Below are 16,150 nucleotides of genomic sequence, written 5' to 3'. Positions count from 1 at the left end.
CCCGCTCCCACAGGGGTTCAGCGGTGGCCTCAAGGCCTCAGCGGCGGCGCAACTTTCTGACCTTGCTCCACCGTCCAAGCCACCACCTGCGCCGTCAACTGGTCGCTGGCCAAGCCAAAACCGGTCACCACCGCCGGCACCTTCACATCGCTTAACGGCTGACGCACTTCAAAGCGTCGGCTGGCAAGGATTCGCTGGTCATACCCACGCACCAACAACGCATCCAGGCGCACGACCACGCTCGCCGCCGTGCCTTGGTACTCGGTCTGGAACGCTTGCAGGTTGCCACCCAGTTCCAGGTCCGCCTGGAAATTACTGTCATCGGTGCTGAGCAACGGTACGCGACCGTCACGCTGGAAACCATCGAGCAGACGATTGCGCAACAGCACCGGTGCCGGATCGCTCCAGCGTGAAGCCTTGTAACTGCTGATCAGATCCCCCTGAGGGATTACGGCGATTTTCGGGTTGTTCAAGGCTTCGCTGGTTTGAGGCTTGGCCAGCCGCAACGACCAGCGCTGCGGCGTGCCGTGTTGGGCCGATGTGTCGCGCTGTACCGACGGCAGTCGATAGACATCGGACGGATCGGTCTTGGGGAAAATCGAACAGGAAGCAACCAACGCAAAACCGGCGAGGAGGGCGAGATGAGCCAGCTTCATGGCGTGAACTCCTTGTTCTTGTCATTGCCCAGCAGGTAACCGCTGGGGTTGGCCTCAAGCCGCTGGGAAATGGTTCGTAGCGAGCTCAACGTATCGCGCAACTCGCGCACCGCCGGTGCCAGGCCATTGAGGCCCTGCATGCCGCTGTTGAGGGAATCCTGATTGGCGGAGAGCAATGTGTTGATGGTCGCGCTGCTTTGTTCCAGGGACTTCATCGCTTGCTCGGCACTGCCGAACATCTGCTTGCCCTGATCGTTGAGCAGGCCGTTGGCGTTGCGCATCAACGCGGTGGTCTGTTCCAGTGTGGCGCTGGCCTGCTTGCCAACCGAAGCCAGTTGCTGCATCGCCTGACGAATATCGCCGCGCTGATCGGCAATGGTGCCGGTGGTTTGCTCCAGGTTCTCCAGGGTGCTGCTGATACGCGCGACATTCTCCGAGGAAAACAACTGATTGGCGTTGTGCATCAACACGTTCACGCCCGCCATCAGATCGTTGCTGTCATTCATCAACCGGGCAATGGGCGAGGGTGATGCAACGATTGTCGGCAAATTGCCGTCCTTGCCCTTGAGCGTCGGACTTTGTGGCGTGCCGCCGCTGAGCTGGATGATCGAGGTCCCGGTGATCCCGGTCAGCGCCAGCTTGGCCTGAGTGTCTTCTTTGATCGGAGTGTCTCCGCCCAGGCGAATCCGCGCCAACACCCGGCGCGGATCGTTCGGGTCCAGGCGCAGCATCACCACGTCGCCGACCTTGATCCCGCTGTACTGCACGGCGCTGCCCTTGGACAGGCCGCTGACCGCCTCGTTGAAGACGATTTCGTAATCCTTGAATTCGGTATCGACACTGGACTTGGCCAGCCACAGACCGAAGAGCAGGGCGCCTGCCACCACTATGACGGTGAACAGGCCGATCAATACATGATGAGCTCGGGTTTCCATGTCAGACCTCGTTGAGCTGGTTAGCGGCCGTCAGCGCCGCGCGGCCGCGAGGGCCATGGAAGTATTCGTGAATCCACGCATCATCGGTTTCCGACACCTTGTCGATGGCGTCCGCCACCAGCACTTTTTTCTGCGCCAGCACCGCCACCCGGTCGGTGATGGTGTAGAGCGTGTCGAGGTCGTGGGTCACCAGAAACACGCTCAGGCCCAAGGCATCGCGCAGGGTCAGGATCAGTTGATCGAAACTCGCGGCGCCAATCGGGTCTAGACCAGCGGTGGGTTCGTCGAGAAACAGGATGTCCGGGTCCAGCGCCAGTGCTCGGGCCAGGGCCGCGCGCTTGATCATGCCGCCGGACAGTGAAGCAGGATATTTGTCGGCCGCCGACAATGGCAGCCCGGCCAACGCCATTTTCACTGCCGCCAGATGCTCGGCGTCGGCACGACTCAGGCCGGCGTGTTCAATCAGGGGCAGGGCGACGTTCTCGGTCACGGTGAGCGAAGAGAACAAGGCGCCTTTCTGGAACAACACACCGAACCGCCGTTCGACCAGCGAGCGCTCGTGTTCCGACAGGCTCGGCAAGTTCTTGCCGAAGACCTTCACCAGCCCTTCGCTGGGCTGACGCAGGCCGACAATACTGCGCAGCAGCACCGATTTGCCGCTGCCGGAACCGCCGACCACCGCCAGAATCTCGCCCTTGTACAAATCCAGGTCGAGGTTTTCGTGCACGCTCTGGCGGCCGAAGCGATTGCACAGCCCACGGACTTCGATCACCGCCTCTGAAGGCGCTCGGGGTAAACGACTCACCAGTCCATCTCCATGAAAAACAACGCAGCCACGGCGTCGAGCACGATCACCACGAAAATCGACTGCACCACACTGGACGTGGTGTGCGCGCCGACGGACTCGGCGCTGCCGCTGACCTTGAAGCCCTCGAGGCAGCCGATGGCGGCAATCAGGAACGCAAAAATCGGCGCTTTGACGATCCCCACCAGAAAGTGCTGAACGCCGATGTCCGATTGCAGCAGTGACAGGAACATCGCCGGCGAGATATCCAGCGACAGCGCACAGACTACGCCACCGCCGACAATCCCTGACAACATCGCCAGAAAGGTCAACATCGGCAGCGCCACCAGCAACGCCAGGACGCGGGGGACTACCAGCAACTCCATCGGGTCGAGGCCGAGGGTGCGGATCGCGTCGATTTCTTCGTTGGCCTTCATCGAACCGATCTGCGCGGTGAACGCACTGGCGGTGCGGCCGGCCATCAGGATCGCCGTAAGCAACACGCCGAACTCCCGCAGAAAAGAGAACGCCACCAGGTCCACGGTGAAAATACTCGCACCGAAACTCGCCAGCACCGTCGCCCCGAGAAACGCCACCACAGCCCCCACCAAAAACGTCAGCAAGGCGACGATGGGGGCGGCGTCGAGGCCGGTCTGTTCGATGTGGGCGACCATCGGCGTGAGGCGCCAGCGCTTTGGACGAAACAGCCCGCGAGCGATGGTTTCCAGGATCAGGCCGACGAAACCCAACAGTTGCAACGTGTCCTGCCAGACCGCGTCGACCGCACGGCCGATGCGGGTCAGCAGTTGAATGCCGACGCTGATTTCCGGTTCTTTGATCGGCACGCAGAAATCGGTCAGCGAGCAGTACACCGTCTGCAACAAGGCGCGATCAGCGGAGGAAAGGGTGCAATCGGGGTGTTCGGCAGATTTGCCCAGACGCTCGGCTCCCAGCAACTCCACCAGCAATGACGCACCCGCCGTATCGAGCGCGCCGAGGCCATTGAGATCGATGTGGGTGTTGTTGTCGTATTGGCCGCGAAGCTTTTCGCTCAGGCGGCTGAGATCGGCGTAATGGGCGAGCGTCCAGTCACCCGTGACCCGCAACAGGGCAGGGCTGTGCGAGGTGTCCAGTCGGGCACTGCCGGGCATTGTGCTGCTAGTCATAAGCTCCGTGCTTGTTCGGCTATTACGCAGATCTGACTAATAGCACGAACCGCGTTACTTTTCTTTGATGGGTGTGCTGTCCATGACTTTGAAACGCAGCACGCCAATCAACTGACCGTCCTCTGTCAGCACCCGGACCTGCCATTTGCCTGCGGGGTTGCCGGGGAAGTTCTGCTTATGGGTCCAGGCGCGATAGCCTTCCTTGCGCCCCCCGTTGATGTCCAGCGGGATACGGTCGACTTCTTTACCGTTGAACATCCAGACGTGATAAATCCGCTCGGCCAGACCTCGCGGAGCATTGATCGCGGTGTACGCGTACAGCCCACCTCCGCGAATCTGCTCGGCGCTGACTTCTTCCAGGCTCTTGCCGGGGGTGCGGTCCTGCATTTGGGTGCTGATCGCCACATCGGTCATCCACAGGGTCGCCGGTGGAACCCAGGAGCGCAGCACCCAACCGGCGGCACCGATGCCGACGGTGATGCTGAGGATCGCCAACGCATTGCGCACGGTGCGAATCGGGAAGATCGAGGCCAGGCTCGGGAACGACAGCACCATGGCAATGCCCAGCGCCAGCTTGAAGCTCTGGGCGGTAGTCAGGTGCAAAATGACGGGCAGGGCGGTCAGCAGGGCCGCGAACAGGGTTAGGGTGTGCAGCGCCAGGAATGCCCAGCGGCGCGGTGCAAGCCATTTGTAGTAGAGCGGGTCGATGATCGAAATCAGCGCTGCCATGCTCAGTAATCCAGTGAAGAACAACTGGCCGCTGTTCCAGGTGGTGGTGATTAAGAAGAATGGCAGGACGAAGAACAGGCTTTCCTGATGGATCATCTGCGTCGCATAACGCAGCAGTGGCTGGGGTATTTCGCGCTTGAACACCCTGGTGAACAGCTTGGTGAGGCTGTTCTCCAGCATCAGCCAGACCCAGCTGACCAGCATGATGGTGGTGATCCAGGTCGCCAGACCCTGTTGGCGATCCACCAGCATGAAGCTGCCGACCCCTGAAATGAAACCGCCGAGCGCAATGACCCCGGGATAGCGCTTCATCAATTCCAGGATGCGCTGTACGTACAGGGTCAGATTCGGCATTCGGCGGTTCACAATAGTCGTGGGGAAAATCCCCGACAGGGTACCGCCAGAGGGGCCCCGTGGCGAGACTTGCGGTCACTTTGATCAAACCCAAAACCCTGTGGCGAGGGAGCTTGCTCCCTCGCCACACAGCTCCCTCGCCACAGGGAAATCATTTCTTTCTGCGGTGAACGCGCCAACCCAATATTCCAAGCACCATCAGTCCAAATCCCCCGACAATCCCCCACATCACCTGGTCATAACTCATCAGCGGCTTCTCGATCCGCAGATACCCCGGCTGCAGCAGCAACTCGCGCATTGCCTTGTTCGCCTCGGCCAGTGTCACGTCTTGCAGCGCCTTGGCCGGGTTGACGAAATGGCCGTCCTCGTAGTCGCCAAGGGCGCTCCAGTAATAGTCCGCCAGGGCGCTGTTGCCTTGCACGGCCCAGGCCTGGCGAGCGATGGCGGCTTGCTTGAGACGGGCGAAGGTGGCGGCGTCGAGGCCGTTCTTGAGCAGATCGGCTTTAAGCTCATCCAGCACCTGTTCCGCTGCCAGCACGTCGCCGCGATCAAGGTCGGCGTTCAGGCTCATGAAACCCACCCCGCCAAACACCTCGCGCTCGGCCGAAGGCCCGTAAGACAATCCATGAACCAGGCGCAACTGGCGATAGAGCGCCCAATCCAGATAGTCCTTGAGCAGGTCGAAGGTTTCGTCATGCTGGTCTTCCAGCACCGGTTCCGGCACCAGCCAATGCAATTTGGCACCGCCACCGACGAAACCTTTACTCAAATTACGCTCATGGGCCGCGCTGGCCTGAATGTCTGGCAGCGGCAGGTGAGCGCTAGGCTCAACCGCTTCGAGCGCGCCATAGGCCCGTTCCAGATAGGCCGGCAGCAAGCGGTCGAGGTCACCGACCACGATCAGGGTCATGTTGTTGGGCGCATACCAGTCCTTGCGCACCTTCTCCAATTGCTCGCGGGTCAGGTGATCGACTTGCGCGCGCTCGGGGCATTTGAGGCCCAGTTCCACCGCCAACTGATTACTGGCGGTGTGTCCCAGATCCTGGCGATCCAGCCAGCGTTGCAGGTGCGAGTAATGACCACCGTCTTCGCGCTCGACCACTTGCTTGGCGACGTTGATCGCATTGTCGTCGATCCGGGTCTGGGTCAGCAGCGCCAACAACAGATCGAGGACCTTGCGCTGGTTTTTCGCCGGGGCTTCGATGACGAAGGTCGTGTCGGCATTGCTGGTGTAGGCATTCCATTCACCGCCCAGGGCCTGCATGCGTTCTTCCAGGCCACCTTCGCCGGTGGCGTCGATACCGCTGAACAGCAAATGCTCGAGCAGATGCGGCAGTTCCTTGTCGGCGCAGCTGAAATCGTCCAGGCCCACGCCAACCACCAACCGGATCGCCACATGCCCGCGCTCGGTGCCCGGTTTGAGGACCAATTGCAGGCCGTTGCGCAACGTGTAGCCCTCGACCTGAAAGCGATCCAGGGCAATTGAAGGCAGTGAACCGAGCAGCAGACAAGCGAACAGCAGACAGCGCATAACGAGTTTCCGTACGACCAGCGTAAGTTCAACAGACTTCAGGCAACTGTGGACGTTCAGGGTGAATGAGTGATGTCAGTCAAATCGTCGACCGCCAGAGCACCGGTGTCCGAAGTGCCCAACACCGCATAGGCGCTGCTGCAAAACAGTGAATTCAAGCGTCTCATGTCAGCAATCAGCTCCAGGTGCAGCGAACTGGTCTCGATACTTTGTACGATCTTACGGTTTAAACGGCTGACATGAGCGTGGGCCAGGCGGCGTTCCTGTGCGCGAAAGCGACGTTTCTCACGCAGTAACTGGCGAGCACTTTCCGGGTCGGCACTAAGGAACACTGACAACCCCAGACGCAGGTTGGCAATCAGCTGACTGTGCAACCCCGCCAGCTCCTCCAGGCCCACCTCGGAAAAAGACCGGCGTTGCGAGGTTTTTTGCTGCTGAACCTTGCGCAGCATGCGTTCGATCAGGTCGCTGGAGAGTTTCAGGTTGATCGCCAGCTCGATGGTTTCCGCCCAGCGCCGGCTGTCCTGTTCGCTGAGGTCTTCGCGGGGCATTTGCGCCAGATAGAGTTTGATGGCGCTGTAGAGCGCTTCGACATCATCGGTCAGGCGGCGAATTTCCTGGGTGACGGCGGTCTGTTTGCCCCGCAGCACGTCGAGCATGGCTTCGAGCATGCTGTCGACCAGATCGCCGATGCGCAGGGTTTCTCGGGCAGCGTTGGCCAGCGCCAGACTCGGGGTGACCAACGCGGTCGGGTCGAGATGCCGCGGTTTGGCCGTGCCATTGATGTCCGGCCGCTCTGGCAGCAACCACGCACAGAGCTTGGCCATCGGCCCGACGCTGGGCAACAGGATCAGGCAACGCACGGTGTTGTAGAGCAGGTGGAAGCCGATGACCATTTCCTGAGGGCTGAAGTCGAGGCTGTCCATCCAGTGCACCAACGGGTCGAGCACCGGAATGATCAGCAGCAGGCCGATCAGTTTGTACAACAGGCTGCCAAGCGCCACCTGACGGCCGGCCGCGTTCTGCATGCTGGTACTGAGGAAAGCAAGAATGCCGCTGCCGATGTTGGCACCGATCACCAGGCCGATGGCCACTGGCAGACTGATCACGCTGGCACCGGCGAGGGTCGCGGTCAGCAAAACGGCGGCCAGGCTGGAGTAGGAAATCATCGCGAACAGCGCGCCGACCAAGGCATCGAGCAGAATGTCGCCGGTCAGCGAGGCGAAGATGACCTTCACCCCTTGCGCCTGAGTGATCGGCGCGGCGGCCTCGACGATCAGTTGCAGCGCCAGAATAATCAGCCCCAGACCGATACCGACCCGGCCCATCTGTCCGACCCGGGTTTGCTTGCGCGACAGAAAGAAAATCACCCCGAGGAAAATCAGCAGCGGCGACAGCCACGATAGATCGAGGGTCAGTACCCGCGCCATCAGTGCGGTACCCACGTCGGCGCCGAGCATGGTCGCCAGCGCCGGGGTCAGCGCCATCAGGCCCTGACCGACAAACGAGGTCACGAGCATGGCAGTGGCATTGCTGCTCTGGACCATGGCGGTCACCATGATCCCGGCGACAAACGCCAGCCAGCGCCTGGACATGTTATGGGCAATCACGTGGCGCAAGTTGGAGCCATAAACCCGCAGGATGCCGGTTCGGACGATGTGCGTGCCCCAGATCAAAAGGGCCACGGCCGATAACAAATTGAGCAGGGTGAGCATACAGGCCCCCTGTGGTGGTAGCGCCCCAGTGGGGCAAGTCTATGGTGCCGCGCGTTTTTCTACGTTCTGTACCAGGGGGCGGTCTCAATTAGTTTCCCTGCCGCGCCGGGTCTGCTGTTGTGCAGGGCAAGGCGCGAGAAGCGTGGTTTGGTCATTCCAAATAAGCTTCGAGCAACGCAGCCCTGCACAACAGCAGGCCCGGCCCTTCGGGTTGTGCCTTAAAGCGGGCCAGGCTGCGTTGCAGGCCTTGGAAAGGGAACAACCATTCCCAGCGGCCTGCGCCTTGCCTGGCCCGCTTTAAGGCGACAACGCGGCAGGGAAATTAATTGAGACCGCCCCCTAAGCTGTAGTTGGCTAACGGTCTGGGCGCCAGCATCGCATAGCTAAAGAGGCGATTGAAACAAAACTGTCATGAAAACAGTTTGCTGTAGAGGAGAGAAAGGGGGCGTACAGATAGCACATTGAGCAAACAAATGTGGGAGCGAAGCTGCCTGTAGGAGCGAGGCTTGCCCGCGAAGGCGGTGTGTCAGTTAACAACAATGTCGACTGACACACCGCCTTCGCGGGCAAGCCTCGCTCCTACAGGGCAGGCTAGCTCCCACACAGAGTCGGGTTACTGACCCGGAACATCCTTGCGCAGTTTCACCGGCTCCTGCTGCTTCCTCTTTTTCATCATCGCGGTGCGCATCTTGATGTTGATCGCTTCCACCGCCAGCGAGAACGCCATCGCGAAGTAGACGTAGCCTTTTGGCAAGTGCACGTCGAGCGATTCGGCAATCAGCACGGTACCCACCAGCAACAGGAACGACAGCGCCAGCATCTTCAGCGACGGGTGCTTGTCGATGAACTCGCTGATGGTGCCAGAAGCCCACATCATCACTAGTACCGCAACGACAATCGCCGCGACCATGACCGGTACGTGGGACACCATGCCCACCGCGGTGATCACCGAGTCCAGCGAGAACACGATGTCGATGATCGCGATCTGGATGATGGTGTACAGGAAATTGCCGCCCTTGCCTGAAGGCTCGTCGCCGCCTTCATCTTCACCTTCCAGCGCGTGGTACATCTCTTGCGAGCTCTTCCACAGCAGGAACAGACCACCGAAGAACAGGATCAGGTCTCGCCCGGAAATACCCTGACCGAACACTTCGAACAGGTCGGCGGTGAGACGCATGACCCAGGTGATCGACAGCAGCAACAGGATCCGCGTGATCATGGCCAGCGCCAGGCCGAAAATCCGGGTGCGCGCCTGCATGTGCTTGGGCATGCGGCTGACCAGGATCGAAATCATGATGATGTTGTCGATGCCCAGGACGATCTCCAGGGCAGTCAGGGTGAAGAAGGCAACCCAGATTTCAGGGTTGGTCAGCCATTCCATGTGTATTCCTTTGAGCGAGTGTTTAAACCACAAAGGGCCCAGGCTTCAAACAACAAAGCCTGGACCCGTCATGGTGAGTCTTGGGCTTATAGAGTGCTGAACAGCGGAAAAATCCCCATCAGCAACGCAGCGACCAGTATGCACAGGCAAACCAGCACTGCCCACTTCAGGGTGAACCGCTGATGATCACCGAATTCGATACCGGCCAGCGCCACCAACAGATAAGTCGATGGTACCAGCGGGCTCAGCAAGTGGACGGGCTGACCGACGATCGAGGCACGTGCCATTTCCACTGCGGTTATACCGTAATGACTGGCGGCTTCGGCAAGTACCGGCAACACGCCGTAATAAAAAGCATCGTTCGACATGAAGAACGTGAACGGCATGCTCACCAGCGCGGTGATCACGGCCAGGTACGGCCCGAGGAAATCCGGGATGACCGCCAGCAGGCTTTTCGACATGGCGTCGACCATGCCGGTGCCCGTCAGGATACCGGTGAAGATACCCGCGGCAAAGATCAACCCGACCACCGCCAGTACGCTACCGGCGTGGGCCGCAACGCGGTCCTTCTGCTGTTGCAGGCACGGGTAGTTGACGATCATCGCAATACTGAACGCCACCATGAACAGTACCGGCAGCGGCAACAGGCCGGCAATCAAGGTGCCCATCAGCGCCAGGGTCAGTGCGCCGTTGAACCAGATCAACTTCGGACGACGGGCATCCGGGAACTGCGAAACACTGATTTCGCTGTGATCGATTTCATCGCCCACCAAGTGCAATTCACCCAGACGCGCACGCTCGCGTTTACCGTAGAAGTAGGCAATCGCCAGAATCGCCACCACGCCGGCCAGCATCGCCGGAATCATTGGCACAAAGATGTCGGACGGGTCGACATGCAACGCACTGGCCGCACGGGCAGTCGGGCCACCCCACGGGGTCATGTTCATCACGCCACCGGCGAGGATGATCAGACCGGCCATGATCCGCGGGCTCATGCCGATGCGGCTGTAGAGCGGCAGCATGGCGGCCACGCAGATCATGTAAGTGGTCGCGCCATCACCGTCCATGGACACGATCAGCGCCAGTACGGCGGTACCAACCGAAACTTTCAACGGGTCGCCCTTGACCAGTTTGAGGATCTTGCGCACGGCCGGGTCGAACAGGCCGGAGTCGATCATCAGGGCGAAGTAGAGAATGGCGAACATCAGCATCACGCCGGTCGGCGCGAGCTTGGTGATGCCTTCAAGCATCATCGGACCGATCTTCGGCGAGAAACCGCCGAACAGGGCGAAGATAATCGGGATGATGATCAGAGCGATCAGCGCGGACAGGCGCTTGGTCATGATCAGGTACATGAACGTGATGACCATGGCGAAGCCAAGGAAAGTCAGCATAGGAATACTCCAGGCGTAGCGCGGCTAGGGAATGGCGAACCGGATGGGGTCAGCGCAGAACGGGAAGCACGAGACGTACGGGCGGAGTGACAGCGAAGAGGCGGGTAGTAGCGGACATCAGAATCACCATTGTTGTTGTTTAATGGACCGGGCGGGCGATAAAACACTCGCATTGGCCAACCGGTCTGTTGCCGGCAGTGAGGGCGATCCTAATCGCGGAAGCTTTCAGCCAGCTTTCGCTGGTGAAAGCATTGACCGAATGTGCAACCGGTCGTCGGCCGGGTTGAGAGTCCGTAAACACGGGGTCAGGAGAAAAAACATGGGCGAACTTCACACTGGCGGCTGCCACTGCGGACAAATGCGCTATCAATTCAGCGGCCCATTGCACGATATCGCTCACTGCCATTGCTCGATTTGCCGGCGGGTCAGTGGCGGGATCGTGACCACCTGGATCACCGTGCCCGCCTCAGCATTTGAATGGACGGCGGGTACGCCGTCCCGGTACGAGTCTTCGTCCACCTGCGTGCGGTATTTCTGCCGCAATTGTGGAGCGCAACTGGCGCTGGTGACGAAGCTCAGCCCCGAGAGCATCGACGTGACCATCGCCACCCTTGACCATCCCGAGCAAGCACCGGCCGAACGGCATATCTGGACCGACAGTCGTTTGCCATGGCTGCATCTGGACGAGCATTTGCCCGGAGAGGCCCAAGAAAAACTCTGATCAGAAAATAGACAGGTTCAGCGGCCGGATCGCGCCCATCCAGATCGCATGTTCGGTGTGGTCGAGCAGATCGTCGCCCGTGTCCGGGTGCAGGAACACCACCAAACCCTTGCGGTTGAGCGCCAGCCACGGCAACACCTCGCCAATGTATTGCGGCTCGAAAGCCAATTGGCAGCTCCAGTCCGGGTGCGGGCCGACCGGGCGTTCGTGCACGCGCCCCATCTTTAGTGGAAACAATTGCGCTGCCTGCTCACACAAGGCCCGAGCCTGTGGCAGGGTGCTGGCATCGAAGTAGACATGGGCGTGGTAACCCTTGATCTGTTGCATCTCAACCCCCCTCTAAAACTACTTGTCGAACCCACCCCGCTTCCCGCAGGTCACACGCTATATAGGCAGCTAGTACGGAGCACATCCATGAAAAATGCCGAAACCCCAGTGGTGAAGGTGGTGCTTTATGGTGCCATGAGTAGCCTGGGCAGTGCGCTGATGGCTGAAATGCTGCGGCGCCAGCATGAAGTGATCGCGATTCTCGATGACCTGAACGCGCTCGCACCGCGCCCGGGTTTACGCACCAAGGCTGGTGACCTGTTCGATGCCAAGCGGGTCAAGCAGAGCGTGGCCGGCTGTTCGGCGGTGATCTGCCTGCTCGATGCGCCAGGGTTGCCAATGAACAGTGAACACATCGAAAAATCCATCGTGCCCGGCCCGGTCGAGGAGGTGCTGGCGGTGGATGCACTGATCGACGGCATGCAGGCCGCAGGCATTTCCCGGCTGTTTGTGGTGGGCGATTTCGAGGTGCTGGACGACCCGGAAATCGAAGACCCGTTGCAACGCCACGCCGCCGAAGAAATTCGCGAGGCTCTGCAAAGCAGCTCGTTGCACTGGACCTTGGTGAATGCACCACGCCGCGTGCCCGGGCTGACCATCGAGCATTTCAGTCACGTCAGCAGTAGCCTGGAACCTGGCCTGGCCGCAGCGCTGGAACGGCTGAACAGGGTAGCCACAGGGATTGCCGATGAGCTGCACCTGAACCTGCATGTGGGTGAGCATGTGAGTTTTATTGCGACGTCGGAATAGTAAAAGATCGCAGCCTTCGGCAGCGCCCACAGGCGCGTAGGAGCTGCCGAAGGCTGCGATCTTTTCGCTTTACACCGCAATCGAAGGCAAAGGAAGACCATTGAGCGATTGCGCACTGCTGGCCTGTTCCACCATCAACCAATCCACAAACAGCTGAATCAACGCCCCACGCCGTTTGCGTTGGGGCAGGACCACGTAATACCCCAGCCTGGAAATCACCGTGTCGGCAATCGGGCGACACAACAGGCCTTGCGCCAACAAGTTATCCACAAGGTGCCGCCAACCGATCGCAACGCCCTGGCCGCCAATCGCCGCCTGAATCAGCAAGGTGTAATTGTCGAAGCGCAGTTGTCCCGGGGCCGGGGCCGAGGTGATTCCCAGCTCGCGAAATACGCCGCTCCAGTCGAACCAGTTGCTGCTGTGTTCGCCTCGCAGGTGCAACAACGGAAACTCCAGCAATGACTGGGCTGGCAAGGGCAGGGCGCGGTCCTTCAATAGCAGCGGGCTGCACACCGGAAACACCTCTTCGCTGAACAGCCAATGACTCTCGCCTTGCTTGAACCGGCCATCGCCGAACAGCACCGCCACATCGATATCGGTACGCAGCATGTTGTGGCTGCGTTCGCTGGTGACCAGGCTGACGTCCACTTGAGGGTTAGCGGTATGGAAGCGATGCAGACGCGGCATCAGCCAGTATGCGGCGAAGGCGAAGTCGGTGGCCACTTGCAATACTTCGTGTTGCTGCTGTGCGCTGATCGCGCTCAATCCTGCATCGATATTCTGCAAACCGAGCTGAACTTGCTCGAACAGAATAGTCCCGGCCTCAGTCAGTTCAATGCCGCGATAGATACGGTCGAACAACCGTGTCGCGAGCTGTTCTTCCAATCGCTTGATCTGCTGACTGATGGCCGGTTGCGTGGTGCCGAGTTCGACTGCGGCGGCGGTGAAGCTGCGCTGCCGGGCCGCGGCTTCAAAGGCACGCAGCAGGTCCAGAGACAAATCACCAAGGGCGTCATACATAAGCTGTGCTTATCCTAGTCATTGCCTGGCATGGGCTTTACCGCAAGATTGATGGACTCCATGCTCGATCACAGCACTTTCGCATAAATATCCACTATGGAATGCCGCGATCACATGAAGCGCAAAAATATTCTTTTCATCATGGCCGATCAAATGGCCGCGCCAATGTTACCGTTCTACGGCCCTTCGCCGATCAAACTGCCGAATCTCAGCCGCCTCGCCGCCGAAGGCGTGGTGTTCGACGCCGCGTACTGCAACAGCCCACTCTGCGCGCCATCGCGTTTCACCCTGGTCAGTGGCCAGTTGCCGAGCAAGATCGGCGCCTACGACAACGCGGCCGATTTCCCCGCCGATGTTCCGACCTATGCCCATTACCTGCGGCGCCTCGGTTACCGCACCGCGCTGTCGGGCAAGATGCATTTCTGCGGCCCGGACCAGTTGCACGGCTATGAAGAACGCCTGACCAGCGACATCTATCCGGCCGACTATGGTTGGGCAGTGAACTGGGACGAGCCGGACGTGCGTCTAACCTGGTATCACAACATGTCGTCGGTGCTGCAAGCCGGGCCATGCGTGCGCACCAATCAGCTGGATTTCGACGAAGAGGTGGTGTTCAAGGCCCAGCAATACCTGTTCGATCACATCCGCGAGGATGGCGATCGGCCGTTTTGCCTGACCGTGTCGATGACTCACCCACACGACCCGTACACGATTCCCAAGGCTTTTTGGGATTTGTACGACGACGCCGACATCCCTTTGCCCGAAACACCTGCACAGGATCAACTTGATCCTCACTCCCAGCGTCTGCTCAAAGTCTATGACCTGTGGAACAAGCCGCTGCCTGTGGATAAGATTCGCGACGCGCGTCGTGCCTACTTCGGTGCGTGCAGCTATATCGACAGCAACGTCGGCAAACTTCTGCAAACACTCGAGGAAACCGGGCTGATCGACGACACCATCATCGTATTTTCCGGTGATCACGGCGACATGCTCGGCGAGCGCGGCCTCTGGTACAAAATGCACTGGTACGAAATGGCTGCCCGTGTACCGCTGTTGATCAGTGCACCAGGGCAATTCGGGGCGGGGCGGGTCAGCGCGGCGGTGTCCACTGCCGACCTGCTGCCGACGTTTGTCGAACTGGCCGGCGGCTCACTGGAGCCGGGTCTGCCGCTGGACGGCCGCTCGCTGGTTGCGCACCTGCAAGGGCAGGGCGGTCACGACGAAGTGTTCGGTGAGTACATGGCCGAAGGCACCATCAGCCCGTTGATGATGATTCGCCGTGGCGCCTACAAATTCATCTACAGCGAAGACGACCCTTGCCTGCTCTTCGACGTATACAACGACCCGCGCGAACAGGAAGAACTCAGCCATTCGCCGCAACATCGTCAGCTTTTCGAGGATTTTCTCGCCGAAGCGCGAGCCAAATGGGATATCCCGGCTATCCATCAACAGGTGCTCGCCAGTCAGCGACGCCGGCGTTTCGTCGCCGACGCCCTGACGATCGGCAAGCTGAAGAGCTGGGATCACCAGCCTCTGGTAGACGCCAGTCAGCAATACATGCGTAACCACATCGACCTCGACGATCTGGAACGTAAAGCACGTTATCCACAACCCTGCCAAAACCAATAATGTTAAGGGGAAGTCCATGCAAAGGTTATCCACAGTACTGACGGTCGGGCTTCTGGCTCTGGGCAGTGCCTCGGCCTATGCCGAGCAAAGCTGCGAGACGGTGAAAATGGCCGACCCTGGCTGGAGCGACATCGCTGCAACCAACGCCATCACCGGGTTTCTGCTGGACGGCATGGGCTACAAGGCCAAGGTCGACACGCTGGCGGTGCCAATCACCTTTGGCGGCCTGAAGGATGGCCAGGTGGATGTGTTCCTGGGTAACTGGATGCCGGCGCAGCAGGGCTTCTACGACAAGTTCGTGGCCAATGGCGACGTTACGCAACTGGCGAAGAACCTCGACGGCACCGAGTTCACGCTGGCGGTCCCGGATTACGTTTGGGACGCGGGTGTGCATAACTTTAATGACTTGAACAAGTACGCCGAGCTGCACCCAAAAGAAGTCGACAAGAAGATCTATGGCATCGGCTCAGGCGCCCCGGCGAACATTTCGCTGCAGGAGATCATCAAGAAGAACGACTTCGATATGGGTCAGTGGAAACTGGTGGAATCCAGCGAGCAGGCGATGCTGGCCGAAGTGTCTCGCGCCGTGAAGAAACAGAAGTTCGTGACCTTCCTCGGCTGGACGCCACACCCCATGAACGTTCAGCTGAAAATGCATTACCTGAAGGGCGGCGAGAAGTACTTCGGCGACACCGGCAGCGTTTATACACTGACCCGCAAAGGTTATACACAGGCCTGCCCGAACGTCGGCAAGCTGCTCACCAACCTGAGTTTTACCCAGGAAATGGAAAACAGCATCATGGCCGAGGTGGTGAACAAAAAGGTCAGCAACGCCGAGGCGGCCAAGGCGTGGATCAAGACCAACCCGGCGGTGCTGGATAAGTGGCTGGACGGTGTGAAGACCGTGGACGGGAAGGACGCGTTGCCGGCCGTGAAAGCCAAACTCTAACCCGCCCCTGTAGGAGCGAGGCTTGCCCGCGAAGAACGATAACGCGGTTCTTCAGAAAAACCGCGTCGAGACCTTCGCGGGCAAGTCGGATCGCCGCACCGCTCGCTCC

At 59.8% G+C, this 16,150-nt stretch carries 15 protein-coding genes; 4 read left to right on the top strand and 11 right to left on the bottom strand.

Annotated elements, in window-relative coordinates; all coding sequences use genetic code 11:
• Positions 1-29 precede the first annotated feature (29 nt).
• From AB7M22_RS27275 to AB7M22_RS27235, 9 genes are all read right to left on the bottom strand, one after another.
• Complete coding sequence (locus AB7M22_RS27275; protein WP_454188342.1) at positions 30-656, bottom strand: ABC-type transport auxiliary lipoprotein family protein; 627 nt, start codon at positions 654-656, stop codon at positions 30-32.
• Entirely contained in the window at positions 653-1,591 is a 939-nt protein-coding gene (locus AB7M22_RS27270) for an MlaD family protein (RefSeq protein ID WP_454188341.1), read from the bottom strand. The genes AB7M22_RS27275 and AB7M22_RS27270 overlap by 4 nt, the downstream gene beginning before the upstream one ends.
• A gap of 1 nt (position 1,592) precedes the next feature.
• Positions 1,593-2,396: an ABC transporter ATP-binding protein gene (locus AB7M22_RS27265; RefSeq protein WP_008007958.1), complete on the bottom strand. Its 804-nt coding sequence runs from the start codon at positions 2,394-2,396 to the stop codon at positions 1,593-1,595.
• On the bottom strand, positions 2,393-3,541 hold the full coding sequence (locus AB7M22_RS27260; protein ID WP_427626068.1) for an ABC transporter permease: 1,149 nt from the start codon (positions 3,539-3,541) through the stop codon (positions 2,393-2,395). Before AB7M22_RS27260 ends, AB7M22_RS27265 begins: the two co-directional genes overlap by 4 nt.
• Positions 3,542-3,595: 54 nt before the next feature.
• On the bottom strand, positions 3,596-4,624 hold the full coding sequence (locus AB7M22_RS27255; RefSeq protein ID WP_454188340.1) for a DUF5924 family protein: 1,029 nt from the start codon (positions 4,622-4,624) through the stop codon (positions 3,596-3,598).
• Between the two features lie 151 nt (positions 4,625-4,775).
• Positions 4,776-6,155 (bottom strand): M16 family metallopeptidase, encoded by a 1,380-nt coding sequence (locus AB7M22_RS27250; protein ID WP_454188339.1) that lies wholly within the window; start codon positions 6,153-6,155, stop codon positions 4,776-4,778.
• Between the two features lie 56 nt (positions 6,156-6,211).
• Entirely contained in the window at positions 6,212-7,870 is a 1,659-nt protein-coding gene (locus tag AB7M22_RS27245; RefSeq protein ID WP_454188338.1) for a Na/Pi cotransporter family protein, read from the bottom strand.
• 613 nt (positions 7,871-8,483) lie between these two features.
• Entirely contained in the window at positions 8,484-9,251 is a 768-nt protein-coding gene (locus AB7M22_RS27240) for a TerC family protein (RefSeq protein WP_454188337.1), read from the bottom strand.
• Positions 9,252-9,337: 86 nt separating this feature from the next.
• Complete coding sequence (locus tag AB7M22_RS27235) at positions 9,338-10,645, bottom strand: CitMHS family transporter (protein ID WP_008007945.1); 1,308 nt, start codon at positions 10,643-10,645, stop codon at positions 9,338-9,340.
• A gap of 319 nt (positions 10,646-10,964) precedes the next feature.
• Here AB7M22_RS27235 and AB7M22_RS27230 point away from each other — a divergent pair, with 319 nt between their 5' ends.
• The gene (locus tag AB7M22_RS27230; RefSeq protein WP_454188336.1) at positions 10,965-11,366 is read left to right on the top strand and encodes a GFA family protein; all 402 of its coding nucleotides are present in this window, start codon (positions 10,965-10,967) and stop codon (positions 11,364-11,366) included.
• Here AB7M22_RS27230 and AB7M22_RS27225 read toward each other — a convergent pair whose 3' ends face one another.
• A complete protein-coding gene (locus AB7M22_RS27225; protein WP_427626062.1) occupies positions 11,367-11,693 on the bottom strand; it encodes a DOPA 4,5-dioxygenase family protein in 327 nt (108 codons plus the stop codon).
• Between the two features lie 87 nt (positions 11,694-11,780).
• On the opposite strand from AB7M22_RS27225, the gene AB7M22_RS27220 reads away from it, so the two are divergent.
• Positions 11,781-12,443 (top strand): NAD(P)-dependent oxidoreductase, encoded by a 663-nt coding sequence (locus AB7M22_RS27220; RefSeq protein ID WP_454188335.1) that lies wholly within the window; start codon positions 11,781-11,783, stop codon positions 12,441-12,443.
• 69 nt (positions 12,444-12,512) lie between these two features.
• Here the strand turns inward: AB7M22_RS27220 and AB7M22_RS27215 are convergent, their stop codons facing one another.
• On the bottom strand, positions 12,513-13,463 hold the full coding sequence (locus tag AB7M22_RS27215; RefSeq protein WP_454188334.1) for a choline sulfate utilization transcriptional regulator: 951 nt from the start codon (positions 13,461-13,463) through the stop codon (positions 12,513-12,515).
• A 114-nt stretch (positions 13,464-13,577) separates the two neighbouring features.
• Between AB7M22_RS27215 and betC the strand changes: the two genes are divergently transcribed.
• Both betC and choX read left to right on the top strand, forming a co-directional pair.
• Positions 13,578-15,092, top strand: a complete 1,515-nt coding sequence (betC, locus tag AB7M22_RS27210) for a choline-sulfatase (protein WP_454188333.1) — start codon at positions 13,578-13,580, stop codon at positions 15,090-15,092.
• 16 nt (positions 15,093-15,108) lie between these two features.
• Positions 15,109-16,041: a choline ABC transporter substrate-binding protein gene (gene choX, locus AB7M22_RS27205; protein ID WP_454188332.1), complete on the top strand. Its 933-nt coding sequence runs from the start codon at positions 15,109-15,111 to the stop codon at positions 16,039-16,041.
• Positions 16,042-16,150 lie beyond the last annotated feature (109 nt).

It is taken from the genome of Pseudomonas sp. ADAK2 TE3594, assembly GCF_053628675.1.
Note: the sequence above shows the minus strand (reverse complement) of the source record. Positions and strands in the feature narration are given on the sequence as shown.

Excerpts from the sequence above, each read along its gene's own strand:
- AB7M22_RS27270 (WP_454188341.1), bottom strand. The coding sequence starts at position 1,591 with ATGGAAACCCGAGCTCATCATGTATTGATCGGCCTGTTCACCGTCATA.
- AB7M22_RS27215 (WP_454188334.1), bottom strand. The coding sequence starts at position 13,463 with ATGTATGACGCCCTTGGTGATTTGTCTCTGGACCTGCTGCGTGCCTTT.
- betC (WP_454188333.1), top strand. The coding sequence starts at position 13,578 with ATGAAGCGCAAAAATATTCTTTTCATCATGGCCGATCAAATGGCCGCG.
- AB7M22_RS27275 (WP_454188342.1), bottom strand. The coding sequence starts at position 656 with ATGAAGCTGGCTCATCTCGCCCTCCTCGCCGGTTTTGCGTTGGTTGCT.
- AB7M22_RS27220 (WP_454188335.1), top strand. The coding sequence starts at position 11,781 with ATGAAAAATGCCGAAACCCCAGTGGTGAAGGTGGTGCTTTATGGTGCC.
- AB7M22_RS27245 (WP_454188338.1), bottom strand. The coding sequence starts at position 7,870 with ATGCTCACCCTGCTCAATTTGTTATCGGCCGTGGCCCTTTTGATCTGG.
- AB7M22_RS27230 (WP_454188336.1), top strand. The coding sequence starts at position 10,965 with ATGGGCGAACTTCACACTGGCGGCTGCCACTGCGGACAAATGCGCTAT.
- AB7M22_RS27255 (WP_454188340.1), bottom strand. The coding sequence starts at position 4,624 with ATGCCGAATCTGACCCTGTACGTACAGCGCATCCTGGAATTGATGAAG.
- AB7M22_RS27240 (WP_454188337.1), bottom strand. The coding sequence starts at position 9,251 with ATGGAATGGCTGACCAACCCTGAAATCTGGGTTGCCTTCTTCACCCTG.
- AB7M22_RS27225 (WP_427626062.1), bottom strand. The coding sequence starts at position 11,693 with ATGCAACAGATCAAGGGTTACCACGCCCATGTCTACTTCGATGCCAGC.
- AB7M22_RS27260 (WP_427626068.1), bottom strand. The coding sequence starts at position 3,541 with ATGACTAGCAGCACAATGCCCGGCAGTGCCCGACTGGACACCTCGCAC.
- choX (WP_454188332.1), top strand. The coding sequence starts at position 15,109 with ATGCAAAGGTTATCCACAGTACTGACGGTCGGGCTTCTGGCTCTGGGC.
- AB7M22_RS27235 (WP_008007945.1), bottom strand. The coding sequence starts at position 10,645 with ATGCTGACTTTCCTTGGCTTCGCCATGGTCATCACGTTCATGTACCTG.
- AB7M22_RS27250 (WP_454188339.1), bottom strand. The coding sequence starts at position 6,155 with ATGCGCTGTCTGCTGTTCGCTTGTCTGCTGCTCGGTTCACTGCCTTCA.